The organism is Lentzea tibetensis (assembly GCF_007845675.1).
Classification (GTDB): domain Bacteria; phylum Actinomycetota; class Actinomycetes; order Mycobacteriales; family Pseudonocardiaceae; genus Lentzea; species Lentzea tibetensis.
Genome location: NZ_VOBR01000035.1, coordinates 13,785 through 26,151 on the forward strand (window position 1 = coordinate 13,785; position 12,367 = coordinate 26,151).

11 protein-coding genes are annotated in these 12,367 nt (G+C 69.6%); 5 read left to right on the plus strand and 6 right to left on the minus strand.

The window, feature by feature from the left end; translation table 11 throughout:
- Positions 1 to 155: 155 nt before the first annotated feature.
- Together mtnA and FKR81_RS36885 are read left to right on the plus strand one after the other, a co-directional pair.
- Positions 156 to 1,097, plus strand: a complete 942-nt coding sequence (mtnA, locus tag FKR81_RS36880) for an S-methyl-5-thioribose-1-phosphate isomerase (protein ID WP_146358867.1) — start codon at positions 156 to 158, stop codon at positions 1,095 to 1,097.
- Positions 1,078 to 2,994, plus strand: a complete 1,917-nt coding sequence (locus FKR81_RS36885) for a bifunctional aldolase/short-chain dehydrogenase (RefSeq protein ID WP_146358869.1) — start codon at positions 1,078 to 1,080, stop codon at positions 2,992 to 2,994. Before mtnA ends, FKR81_RS36885 begins: the two co-directional genes overlap by 20 nt.
- Here the strand turns inward: FKR81_RS36885 and FKR81_RS36890 are convergent.
- The gene (locus FKR81_RS36890) at positions 2,991 to 4,760 is read right to left on the minus strand and encodes an alpha,alpha-trehalose-phosphate synthase (UDP-forming) (RefSeq protein WP_146358871.1); all 1,770 of its coding nucleotides are present in this window, start codon (positions 4,758 to 4,760) and stop codon (positions 2,991 to 2,993) included. The two genes, FKR81_RS36885 and FKR81_RS36890, sit on opposite strands and share 4 nt — an antisense overlap.
- A gap of 187 nt (positions 4,761 to 4,947) precedes the next feature.
- Between FKR81_RS36890 and FKR81_RS36895 the strand changes: the two genes are divergently transcribed.
- Positions 4,948 to 5,580 carry a hypothetical protein gene (locus FKR81_RS36895; protein WP_235922118.1) on the plus strand — a complete coding sequence of 211 codons (633 nt, stop codon included), beginning with the start codon at positions 4,948 to 4,950 and terminating at the stop codon, positions 5,578 to 5,580.
- Here the strand turns inward: FKR81_RS36895 and FKR81_RS36900 are convergent.
- The 4 genes from FKR81_RS36900 to FKR81_RS36915 are packed head-to-tail and all read right to left on the minus strand — an operon-like array spanning position 5,522 to position 10,262.
- On the minus strand, positions 5,522 to 7,876 hold the full coding sequence (locus FKR81_RS36900) for an ABC transporter permease (RefSeq protein ID WP_146358873.1): 2,355 nt from the start codon (positions 7,874 to 7,876) through the stop codon (positions 5,522 to 5,524). The two genes, FKR81_RS36895 and FKR81_RS36900, sit on opposite strands and share 59 nt — an antisense overlap.
- Entirely contained in the window at positions 7,873 to 8,526 is a 654-nt protein-coding gene (locus FKR81_RS36905; protein WP_235922119.1) for an ABC transporter ATP-binding protein, read from the minus strand. The genes FKR81_RS36900 and FKR81_RS36905 overlap by 4 nt, the downstream gene beginning before the upstream one ends.
- Before the next feature lie 54 nt (positions 8,527 to 8,580).
- Positions 8,581 to 9,234: a response regulator gene (locus tag FKR81_RS36910; protein ID WP_146358877.1), complete on the minus strand. Its 654-nt coding sequence runs from the start codon at positions 9,232 to 9,234 to the stop codon at positions 8,581 to 8,583.
- The gene (locus FKR81_RS36915; protein ID WP_146358879.1) at positions 9,225 to 10,262 is read right to left on the minus strand and encodes a sensor histidine kinase; all 1,038 of its coding nucleotides are present in this window, start codon (positions 10,260 to 10,262) and stop codon (positions 9,225 to 9,227) included. The genes FKR81_RS36910 and FKR81_RS36915 overlap by 10 nt, the downstream gene beginning before the upstream one ends.
- 173 nt (positions 10,263 to 10,435) lie before the next feature.
- Between FKR81_RS36915 and FKR81_RS36920 the strand changes: the two genes are divergently transcribed.
- Positions 10,436 to 10,942 (plus strand): GNAT family N-acetyltransferase, encoded by a 507-nt coding sequence (locus FKR81_RS36920; protein ID WP_146358880.1) that lies wholly within the window; start codon positions 10,436 to 10,438, stop codon positions 10,940 to 10,942.
- 38 nt (positions 10,943 to 10,980) lie between these two features.
- Here the strand turns inward: FKR81_RS36920 and FKR81_RS36925 are convergent, their stop codons facing one another.
- Positions 10,981 to 11,814, minus strand: coding sequence for an SDR family NAD(P)-dependent oxidoreductase (locus tag FKR81_RS36925; RefSeq protein ID WP_146358882.1), 834 nt, complete (start codon positions 11,812 to 11,814; stop codon positions 10,981 to 10,983).
- Between the two features lie 81 nt (positions 11,815 to 11,895).
- On the opposite strand from FKR81_RS36925, the gene FKR81_RS36930 reads away from it, so the two are divergent.
- On the plus strand, positions 11,896 to 12,300 hold the full coding sequence (locus FKR81_RS36930; RefSeq protein WP_186763389.1) for a MarR family winged helix-turn-helix transcriptional regulator: 405 nt from the start codon (positions 11,896 to 11,898) through the stop codon (positions 12,298 to 12,300).
- Positions 12,301 to 12,367 lie beyond the last annotated feature (67 nt).

Sequence of the window (12,367 nt, forward strand, 5' to 3'; positions counted from 1 at the left end):
TCGTACACCCTCCGCACCGTTGCGGAGCGCGATTCGATCGTGGCAGTCGGTGACGGACGTCGAACACCCCTACTGTCGGTGACTCTCCTCACCGGGGCGATCACTGAGGGTCAGCACCAGACGTACTGCTGCTGCGCGAGCTGTAGAAAGAGTCCATGCGGACGATCGACTGGGTGGACGGACGGATCATCGCGATCGAGCAGACGCTGCTGCCCGGCGAGCTGAAGGTCGTGGAGATCGACGACGTCGACCAGCTCGTCGACGCGATCCAGCGGCTCGCCGTCCGCGGCGCGCCCGCGCTGGGCGTCGCGGGTGCGCTGGGCGTGGCGCTGTCCGCGCACAAAGGTGGTGACGTTCGCGCGGACGCGGCCCGGTTGCGCGCCGCCCGGCCCACCGCGGTGAACCTCGCCTGGGGCGTCGACCGCGTGCTGGCGCTGCTGCCGCAGGGCGTCGACGCGATGACCGCCGAGGCCGTGCACGTGCTGGAGGACGACATCCGCCGCAACCGCGTGCTCGGGTTCCGCGGCGCCTCGTGGCTCGCGGAGCGACTGGGCCGCAAGGTCAACGTGCAGACGCACTGCAACGCGGGCGCACTGGCCTGCGTCGAGTGGGGCACCGCGCTGGGTGTGGTGCGGGCGCTGCACGAAACCGGTTCGCTGGGCCACGTGTACGTCGACGAGACGCGCCCGCTGCTGCAGGGCGCCCGGCTGACGGCGTGGGAGCTGGCGCGAATGGGCGTCGAGCACACCGTCGTGGTCGACTCGGCCGGCCCGACCGTGATCGCCCGCGGACTGGCCGACGCGGTCGTCGTAGGTGCGGACCGGATCGCCGCGAACGGCGACGTCGTCAACAAGATCGGCACCTACCCGCTCGCGCTGGCCGCCGCGCGCGCCGGAATCCCGTTCGTGGTCGCCGCCCCGGAGTCGACGGTCGACCTGGCCACCGCGTCGGGCGCGGACGTCCACATCGAGATCCGCGACCCCGCCGAGGTCGGTGTGCCCAACGCCCTCAACTACGCCTTCGACGTCACCCCTGCGGACCTGGTGACCGCGATCATCACCGACGAACGGGTCTTCCATGGAAAACCGCTGGGCTGAAACGATTTCTGACCCGCTCGACGAATGCGTGTACGGCTCCCGCCTGCTCGGCCGCGAACCGGACCTGGTGCTGCACGGCGGCGGCAACACGTCCGTCAAGGTGACCGTCCGGGACGTCACCGGCTCACCGGTGGACGTGTTGTACGTCAAGGGAAGCGGCTGGGACCTGTCGTCGATCGAGCGCGCCGGGTTCGCGCCGCTGCGGCTCGAGCGGTTGCGCGAGCTGCTGACCGTCCCGTCGCTGCCGGACAGCGGAATGATGAACGAGCTGCGCTGCGCACTGCTCGATGCCAGCGCACCCGACCCGAGCGTCGAGACGCTGCTGCACGCCGTGCTGCCGCACCGGGCGGTGCTGCACAGCCACGCCGACGCCGTGATCACGTTGACCAACCTCGAGAAGCCCCGTGTCGAGGAGGTCTTCGGCGGCCGCGTCGTCGTGATCCCCTACGTGATGCCGGGCTTCAAGCTCGCCCAGCTGTGCGCGGAGCTGTTCCCCCGGTACGTCACGTACAACACCATCGGCATGGTGCTGATGAACCACGGCCTGTTCACGTTCGGCGCCACCACCCAAGAGGCCTACAACCGGCACGTCGAACTGGTCAGCCTGGCCGAAGCGCACCTGTCCAGGCTCGATTTCCCCGCTGCGGCAACACCTCCTGTCGCTCCTGTCGTGCTGGCCGGCCTGCGCAAGCAGATCTCGGACGTCGCCGGTTCACCGATGATCGTCAGCAGGCACACCGACCGCGCGTCGATGGCCTTCGTCGCCCGCCCGGACGTCACTTCCGTTGCCGCGGAAGGACCGGCGACCCCGGACCACGTGATCCGCACCAAGCGCGTCCCGCTGATCGGCAGGGACGTCTCCGGCTACGCCGACGACTACCGCCGCTACTTCGCCGACCACGCCCGCCCAGGCCTGACGATGCTCGACCCGGCACCGCGCGTCGTGCTCGACCCCGAGCTCGGCGTGCTGACCGCCGGCAGGCGCGCCAAGGACGCCGACATCGCGTTCGACATCTACGCCCACACGATCGGCATCATCACGCGGGCCGACGCACTCGGCGGCTACCGCGCACTGCCGGCGAGCGACCTGTTCGACATGGAGTACTGGGAACTCGAACAGGCCAAGCTCCGGCTCGCCGGCGCACCGGCCGAGTTCACCGGCGAAGTCGCACTGGTCACCGGCGCGGCATCCGGCATCGGCCGCGCGTGCGCGGACGCGTTGCGCGCACGCGGCGCGAGCGTCATCGGCCTAGACCTGACGCCGACCGACAGCACACCGGACTACCTCGGCCTCCAGGTCGACGTCACCGACTCACAAGCCGTCGCGGACGCCCTTTCCGTTGGCGTGGAACGTTTCGGCGGCATCGACATGATCGTGGCATCGGCGGGCGTGTTCCCCGGCAACACCCCGATCGCGTCGCTGGACGCCTCCGCGTGGCACCACACGATGTCCGTCAACGCCTCGTCGATCGCAACCCTGTTCGCTCAGGTCCACCCCCTTTTGAAGCTGTCACCGCGCGGCGGCCGTGTCGTGGTCGTCGCGTCGAAGAACGTGCCCGCACCGGGTCCGGGCGCGGCCGCCTATTCGGCGTCGAAGGCAGCCGTCACCCAACTGGCCCGCGTCGCCGCACTGGAGTGGGCCGCCGACAACATCCGCGTCAACACCGTCCACCCGGACGCCGTGTTCGACACCGGCCTGTGGACCCCCGAGGTGCTCGCCCAGCGCGCCGAGCACTACGGCCTGACCGTCGCCGAGTACAAGCGACGCAACCTGCTGGGCACCGAGGTCACCAGCGCCGCCGTCGGCGAGCTCGTCGCGACCCTCTGCTCGGACACCTTCGCGTGCACCACCGGCGCCCAGGTCCCGATCGACGGCGGCAACGAACGGGTGATCTAGCCGAGGTCCTTGAGGAACCCGTCCACCCACGCCTGCGCGTCGTGCTCGCGCACGTGCTTCCGCATCACCTCCATCCGGCGTCCCTGCTCGGCCGGACTCATCGCCACGGCCCGCAGGACGGCGTTCTTCAGGTCGTCGACGTCGTTGGGGTTGACCAGCAACGCCTCGCTGAGCTCATGGGCAGCGCCCGCGAACTCGCTCAGCACCAGCACACCCCGGTTGTCGACCCGGCTCGCGACGTACTCCTTGGAGACGAGGTTCATGCCGTCCCGCAAGGGCGTCACCACCATGACGTCGGCGGCCACGTACAGCGCCATGATCTCGTCGCGGTCGAGCACCCGGTTCGTGTAGTGCACGACCGGGTTCCCCATCCGCCCGTAGCTGGCGTTGAGGTGCCCGGCCAACCGGTCGACGCGTTCCCGCAGGAGCGCGTACCTCGCGAGGTTCTCCCGGCTGAGCGTGGCCACCTGGAGGAACGCCGACGAGTCCGCGGACAGCTGCCCACCATCGAGCAGCTCCCCATAAGCCAGTAGTCGTTGCTCGATTCCCTTCGTGTAGTCGAGCCGGTCGATCCCGACCAGCAGCGTCCGCGGATTGCCCAGCTCAGCGCGGATCTGCGCCGCCCGCCGCGTGATCCGCGGCCGATTCACCACCTCCTCGATCGCCGCGACGTCCACCGAGATCGGATGTGCCTCGACCCGCACCCGCCGCCCGTCGACAACGACCGAGTCGGTGCCGACCTCCAACCCGAGCAGCTCGGTGCACAGCCGGAGGAAGTTCGACACCCCACGCGGGTGCTGGAACCCGACCAGGTCGGCGCCCAGCAGGCCGCGCAACGTCTCCTCCCGCTCCGGCAGCTGACCGAACAGCTCCACCGGCGGCTGGGCGATGTGCAGGAAGAACCCGATCCGCAGATCCGGTCGGAGCGCGCGCAGCATCGCTGGCACCAGCTGCAGCTGGTAGTCGTGCACCCAGACCACCGCACCCGGCGCGGCGACACGGGTGACCGCGTCCGCGTACCTCCGGTTGACCACCCGGTGCGCGTCCCGCCAGTCCCTGTGGAACTCGGGCCGCTCAATCGAGTCGTGGTAGATCGGCCACAGCGTTGAGTTGCAGTACCCCTCCTTGTGCCATTCGATCTCACGGTCCGACAGCTCGATGGACCTCAGATGAACCCGCCCCAGCGCGGCGGACCTGACCGACTCGCCCGGTTGCCACGACCAGCCGACCCACGCGCCGTTGCGGACGCCGACCTCCTCGCCCAAGATGGCGTCCACCCCAACTGGGCTGTAGGTCCACGCACCTCCGGCGACCGCATCCGGCCTGCCGTGCACCGGAATCCGGTGCGTCACCAAGACGAAGTCGAACTGCTGCCCGTCATCGACGTGATCAACCGGACCCGCCGCAACCGCGTCCGGCTCCGTCCGGCCGTAGTCGCGGGCCGCCGAGTGCCGCTCGGGCTCGACCGGACCTGGTTCATTCGGGCCGGGTGCGGCCAGCTCGGCGAGCCGGGCCGTTCGCCACAGCGTTCGGAACGCCTCCACGTCACCGCCGAGCTGCTCGACGATCAGCTCGAGATGCCCCCACTTGGGGACTTTGGGCCCGCGGAACACGTTGTGCACCGTGGTGTAGCTGAGCACGCCCCTGCCGATCCCCGTCGCGATCTGGCGCACTCCGGGCTCGCCCGCGTCGAGGTGCAACTCGTGCAACCGGTCGAACAGGTCGGTCACCGGGCCGGTCGGAGTCGCCTCGCGCTTGAGGACCATGCCCAGCCCCTTCCGTCAACCCGCACGGCGTTCAAGGCTGTCAGAAATCGTCAACTGATCACCACCACCTCCGTTCATGGTTGTCCACGTCCGGCCATCACCGTCACGTTCGATCCCGTGGCGTCAAATGCCCTGCCACCGCACCGAAACTCGAACCAGCAGACACCGGACGACACGGGAGAATGCTGTGCGACAGGGAATATCGCGTTTCGGAAGACGGGTCGATCCTGAGTACCGCTCGCTGGTCGTGGTCGACATGGCCGGCTCGGGCCGGTGGAACGACCGCGTCCAGCTCCGTGCACGGGCAGCACTCGACTCCATGGTGCGCACCGCGTTCCGCGGCATCTCCCGGCACCGGCTGGTCATCGAGGACCGCGGCGACGGCATGATCGTGCTGATACCTCCTACGGTGTCCAAAGTGGATCTGTTCGACCCGCTGATTCCCCGGCTGGCTGCCGCTCTGCGCGACCACAACTCAACTGTGGAACCGCGGATCCGGCTCCGGGTGGCGGTGCACGCGGGCGAGGTGCTGCACGGTCGCGCCGGCTGGGTCGGCACCGACCTGAACCTCGCGTGCCGCCTGGTCAACTCCCCGCCGCTGTACCGGGAGCTGACCTGCCGCCCACACGCCGACCTGGCGCTGATCGTCTCCGACACGATCCACCAGGCCGTCGTGCGACACGGTCACCGCGGCATCGACCCCGCCGACTACCGGCCGGTGCACGTGGCGGTCAAGGAGGTCGAGACACGCGCATGGCTCTTCACTCCTCTGCCAGCGCCGCGACCGGTGACGCTCGTGCCGCGCGTCGTCCCGGCATGATCGACGCCACCACGCCGGCCACGATCGCCACCGCCGCAACGGTGGCCGTCTGAGGTACGGACATCGCGAACGCCGTGTCGCGGAAGTTCAGCTCCGCGCTGATGGCCCGCGTCCCGGCCCAGCCGAACAGCACTCCCGCCCCGATGCCCGCCACCGTCCCGGACAGGCTCAGCAGCACCGCCTCGATCGCCAGCATCCGGCGGAGATCGTGGCCCTGCAGCCCGAGCGCCCGCAGCAACGCCGACTCACGAGTGCGTTCGAGCACCGACAGGCTGAGCGTGTTCCCGACCCCGATCAACGCGATGAGCACAGCCACGGCCAGCAGCATCGTGGTGACGAGCAGGATCCGGTCCAGGAACTCGTGGTAGCTGGCCTTGGCGGACAGGCCACCCCCGACTTCGACGCCGGGGATCGGCGCGACCACGGCCCGCAGTTGCGCGCGCAGCTCCGTGATGTCCGCGTCCGGTGAGGCTTTCGCCCACACGGTGCCGACGACCGCGTTCGCATCGATCCGCTCCATGACCGCGGGCGAGACGAGCAGCGTGTCCGCCGGGGCCAGGAAGTCCTGGACGATCGGGAGCGTCACAGCCCCCGTCGTACCGGTCAGCGTGGTCGAGCTCGTGGCCAGGTAGGGGTCCGCGAGGATCCGGTCGTCCGGCACCGATTCGTGGGCGAGCACCCGCAGGTGCGCGGCACCCAGCGCCGCACGGGTCGCCTTCAGCGGTTCCGCTTCGGCGATGCCGACCACCTTGGCGATGGCGGCCTCGGTGTGCGCGGGTAAGGCGCCGTCGAACACGGACACCGTGACGTCGACCGGAAAGCGGACATCCAGGTTGTCGTTCGCCGTGGCCTTCATGCTCGCCGCGCCCACCTGGAGCGTGACGACCAGCCCTACCGCCAGCACGAGTGCCGCGCCGGTCGCCGCAGCCCTGCCTGGGTTGCGGAGGGTGTTGCTCACCGCGAGCCGCGCCACCGGTCCTCTGACCACGCTGCCCAGTGCACGCAGCACGAGCGGCAGGTACGCACCCGTGGCCAGCAGCAAGCCGATCGCGCACACGAACTGCCCGCCCACCGCGAACAGCAAGGCGTACGGCCCCTCCACGGTGTTGAGGGCGAGGCCACCGACCACGAGCACAGCGGCAACGGCGGTCCGCACCCTCGACGACCGGCGTTCGGTGCTCCGATCCGCGACCGGCCTGAGCGCGTCGAGCGGCGGGATGCGGGTCGCCCGTCTGGCCGGTCCCAGCACCGCCAGGACGGTGATGACCACTCCTGTCGCTGCGACCAGTGCGATCTGTCCGATGGGGACGGTGAGGTGCTCACCGATGCCCAGTGCGACGAGCGCGGCGACTCCGACGCCGAGCAGCGCTCCCGCGATCGAACCGACGGCACCGATCACCAGCGCCTCGACGAGCAGGTTGCGCCGGACCTGTGCAGCACTGGCGCCGATCGCGCGCAGCAGTCCGATCTGGCGGCGTCGTTGCGCGACGAGCACGAGGAACGTGTTGACGATCATGATTCCGCCGACGAGCAGCGCGATCGCCCCGAACACCAGCAGCAGCAACTGGAACACGAACACGCCGCCGGCCTGATCGCTCATCTTGCGCTGGACGAACTCGGCGGACGTCTCCACGCCGCTGACGCCCGCGACGGCCCTGATCTTCTCTGCCAGCCGTTCCGGGGCGACGCCGATGACCAGGATCTCGGTCTGCAGCGAGGTTCGGATGGTGCTGGCCCCGGTGTAGAACGCGGGCGCGACGAAGGAGGACTGAGCGAGACCGGACAGCAGCGAGTTGCCCTCGTGGGTGAGCCCGGTGACCTTCAGCGTCGCCGACGAGCCGGTGTCGCTGATCGTGATCTGGTCGCCGACGGCGAGGTTGAGCTGCTCGGCGGTGACCGTGCCGAGCGCGATCTCGTCAGGGCCCTGCGGCCACTCCCCCGCCGCGAGGCCGGTCCAGCGCAGCGCCGGGTTGTCCGGCACGGACTGCTGCTGCACCCACTCCGACGACCCGCTGACCCGCCCGTGCGACAGGTAGCTGAGGTCAGCGGACTCGACACCCTCGACCTGCCGGATCTGTTGCAGCAGCCCGGAATTCTGTTCTGCGGCGTGCTGGCCGGCGACGGTGACCACGACGTCGGTGTTCGCCACGCGGGCGATGACGCCGCGTTCCATCGTGGCGCTCTCGCTCGCGACCACCGTGACGGACGCCGCGAGATAGCCGACGCTGATCATGATGGCCAGCACGACGGCGATGATGCGGCGTGGGTTGTGGCGCAGCTCGGCGAGCGCGATCACGCGACCAGCCTCCCGTCTCCCAGCACCACGACGCGGTCGGCGAACGACGCCGCGACCGGGTCGTGCGTCACCATCACGATGGTCAGCTCGCGACACTCGCGCAGGAACGCCAGCAATGCCCTGGCGTTGCGGGAGTCCAGCGCGCCCGTCGGTTCGTCGGCGAACAGCACGGCGGGGCGTGTGACGAGTGCCCGCGCGATGGCGACCCGTTGCTGCTGGCCGCCGGAGAGCTCGCTCGGCCGGTGCCCGAGGCGGTCGGCGATCCCCAGCTCGTCGACGACTTCGTCGAAGCGCGGCTGGTCGACCCGCCGACCGGCGAGTTCCAGCGGTAACAGGATGTTCTGCCGCGCGGTGAGCGTGGGGACGAGGTTGAAGGACTGGAACACGAACCCGATGCGGTCGCGCCGCACGCGCGTCAGCTCCCGATCGTCGAGGCCGGTCATCTCCTCGCGGCCGAGGAAGACCTGTCCGCTGTCCGGCCGGTCCAGCCCGGCGAGGCAGTGCATGAGCGTGGACTTGCCGGAGCCGGACGGGCCGGTGATCGCGGTGAACGTGCCTTGCGCGAACTCGACGTCCACGCCGCGCAGCGCGGGCACCGCCGCATCGCCCGTCCCGTAGGTCTTGGTGAGGTTCTCAGCTCTGACTGACACGCCTTCGACGCTAGGGATTTGCGCTGGTCAGCACATCGGACCGCGGTCCTTTGTTCACTGCGACCGTGGTCGCAGCCCGGACTCGAACGCGAACAACACCAGTCCGACCCGGTCGCGGCAGCCGAGCTTCTGCAGCAGGTTGCCGACGTGGGTCTTCACCGTGCCCTCGGCCATGTGGAGCTGGGCGGCGATCTCGCGGTTGACGGCGCCGTCCGCGATGGCCGTCAGCACCTCGATCTCCCTCTGGGACAGGGTTTTCAGCCTCGGGTCCTGTGCTTTGGGCAACGCGTCGAGCACGTGCGTGATGAGCCTGCGCGTGGCAGTCGGGGCGACGACCGAGCCGCCGTCCGCGACGTTGTGCACGGCGGAGAGCAACTCCTCCTTGCGCGCGTCCTTGAGCAGGAAACCCGCCGCGCCCGCCTTGAGCGCCGCGAACACGTACTCGTCGAGGTCGAACGTCGTCAGGATGAGGATCTTCGCCTCGTGGCCTCTGCTGGTCAGCGCCCTGGTGGCCTCGACGCCGTCCATGACCGGCATGCGCACGTCCATCAGCACGACGTCGGCGGCCACGGTCTCGAGCGCGTCGACCGCGGCTGCGCCGTCGGCTACCTCGCCCACGACCGACAGCGCGGCGTCGGACTCGATCATCATGCGCAGCCCGTCCCGGACCAGCCGCTGGTCGTCGACGATGAACACCTTCAGCGGCACGGCTCTCCCCTCGTGGGCAGGACTGCGCGGACCTCGAAGCCGCCGTCCACCGCGGACGCGACCAACGTTCCGTTGTGCGCGCGCACCCGCTCACGCATCACCCGCAACCCCTGACCACGCCCATCCGGGCGCGCCTCCGCACCGCGGCCGTCGTCCCGCACGGTGATGTCGGTGGTGTCGGCGCCGATGACCACGGTCACCTCGGCCTTGGCCTGTGGTCCGGCGTGCCGCACGAAGTTCGTGAGCGACTCCTGGACGACCCGGTAGACGGTGAGCCCCAGCACCGGGCCGATCGGGGATCCGTTGTGGACGATGCGCAGCTCAGCGCGCTCGCCGAGCCGTTCGACGAGTTCCTCCACGTCGTCCAGGCCGGGTGCGGGACGGTAGTCGTCGCGCCGCAGCATCCCCACCATGTCGCGGATCTCGTTCAACGCTCGCCGGGACTCCTCCGCGATCACGGCGAGCACGTCGGCCGCCTTGTCCGGGCGCGCACTCGCACCCTCGGCCTGCACCGCGATCATCGACAACGAGTGCGCCACCACGTCGTGCACCTCACGGGCGATCTCGGCGCGTTCCTGGGCCCGCGCGGCCTGTTCCAGGGCAGCAGCCCGCTCTCGAGCGCTCCAGCCGGCGACGTAGACCCCGGCGACCACCGCGACGTATGCGGAGACGGTGAAGACCACGGTGCTCGCGGGCTGCCCCGCGTGCCAGGTGACCGGACCGATGACCGCACCCGCCAGCGCGATGCCCACCGCGGTCAGCGCCAGCCCCCGCCGTTCCCACCGCGCGAAGCTGTGGACCAGCACCGGGACCGTCACGACCGCCACCGACAAGGTGTCGACCAGCGCCGCGTGCGCGACGGCCGCCGCGGTGGCGACCACGAGGGCGAGCGCCGGGTGGGTGCGCCTGATCGCCAGCGGAGCGCTCAGGGCCACCGCCAGCGACGAGGCCACCGGGTCGGGGGCCGTGAACAGGAGGCTGACGGCGGCCACCGCGACCGCCACCAGCACGTCGCGCCAGAGGGACATCGTGACCACGGTAGGGGGTGGGGGCGGGGTGCACATCCGACCACGGTCTTGGGGTGTTCAGACCGGGGTCCCTGAAAGCCGAGATGCGACCGTCCTCTTCGGACCGAACGGGATCGGCCAGGCACCCGAAAATGGCGAGCGAACATCATCCGCTCGTGGCCACAATGAGGTTCATGACCACCAGTCAGACCTGGACGGCAGCGTTGGCGGACGTAGCATCCGACGAGGCGCTCGCGCTGCTCCGGGAGTTCTACATCGACGTCAGCGACCGCTATTACCAGCACCACTTCGGCCGCGACTCGACACCGGAGGAGATCGAGGAAGGCCTGGCGGGTTCCCCCAGCGACCATCTCGCCCCACCGACCGGTGTGTTCCTGATCGGCCGCTACCACGGCACCGCGGACGCGTGCGCGGGCCTGAAGATCGTCGACGACTCGACGGTCGAGCTCACCCGCATGTTCGTGCGCCACGCACGCCGCCGCACCGGCGGCGGCGCCTTCATGCTGGCCGCCGTCGACTCCGCCGCCCGCGATCTGGGTGCTTCCCAGATCATCCTGGACACCAGGCTCGACCTGGTCGAGGCGCGTGAGCTCTACCTGAAGCACGGGTACGTCGAGGTGCCCGCGTTCACCGACCGCCAGTACGCGGAAGTCTTCTACAGCAAGGACCTCACCGCGTAGGCAGAGTCCGTGCTGCCGAAACCCCGGTACCCGCCGGTTCAGGCGATCCAGCCCCGCGTCAACTCCTGCACAGCCGACCCGTCGTTGTCCGCCAGCTTGCGACCGGTGAACTCGCGAGCCCACTCCGACGTCTGCACCCGGAACGCCGGGTTCTGGGCGGTCAACGCCTCCACGACGGTCCGCGCGGCCTCGTCGGACGTCTGCGCCGCGGCGAACGAATCACCGGTACGCCCCATGTAGTTCTTGAACGACCCGGCGTACACGCCCATCTGCTCGAAGATGGCGCCCCGGTCGATCTGCACGTTGTTGACGAACTCGCTGGCCACCGCACCCGGCTCCACGACGGTCACGGTCACGCCCTGCGCCGCGGCAACCGGCGCGAGACTCTCCATCATGCCCTCGACGGCGAACTTGGCGGCGCAGTACGCCTCGTTGAACGGCTGGCCGACGACGCCACCGACACTGGTCACCGTGACCAGGCGACCGCTGCTGGCCCGCAGATGCGGCAGCGCGGCCTTGGTCAGCTCGACGACACCGAAGAAGTTGACCTCCATGACCGACCGGAAGTTGGCCACGTCGTCGGTTTCGACGGTGCCGACATGCCCAGCGCCCGCGTTGTTGACGACCGCGTCCAGCTGCCCGTAGTCAGCGATGACGCCGTCAACGGCCGCCCGCACGCTCGCGGCGTCGGTGACGTCGAGCCTGCGCACGTCCACCTCGACCCCGGCCTCGCTCGCGGCCTCCTTGAGGCGGCCGTCCTTGGCGGTGTCGCGCATCGTTGCCACCACGCGGTAACCCGCCTGCGCGGCCTGCACCGCGGTGGCCAGGCCGATGCCCGAGGAGGTGCCGGTGATCAGTACGACGGGGCTCATACTTGGTTCACTCCCATGATAGTTATTGTTCTGAACTAGTATGCAGCTAGATAGTTCATGGCGTCAACTATGATGCTCGTCATGGATGCGGTGACGACTGAGGTGGTGGCACTGCTCGCGCAGATCGTGGGCAGGTACACGCGTGAGCACGAGGCGGCGGCCTCAGCCGTGGAGCTCACCCCTGTGCAGGCCAAGGTGTTGGTCGCATTGGAGAAGCCGCTGCCCATGCACCAGATCGCGGTGAAGCTCGGGTCGGAGCGGTCCAACGTCACGGGGATCATCGACCGGCTGCAAGCTCGAGGACTGGTCGAGCGGCGGCCGGATGAGCAGGATCGGCGAGTCAAGAACATCGTCGCCACCGAGGCCGGGCGGGAGTTGGCTCGGCGGTTCCAGGGGTCGTTGCGGTTCGCGGCTGAACCGTTGGCAGCGCTGGACGCGGCTGACCGCGTGCAGTTGCGGGACCTGCTTGCTCGGATGCTCGACTGAGGAAGCTCGGCAACTGACGAAGGGGGCGTGCGCGCGTCTGCGCAACGCCCTACCGGGTGGAGCGGGT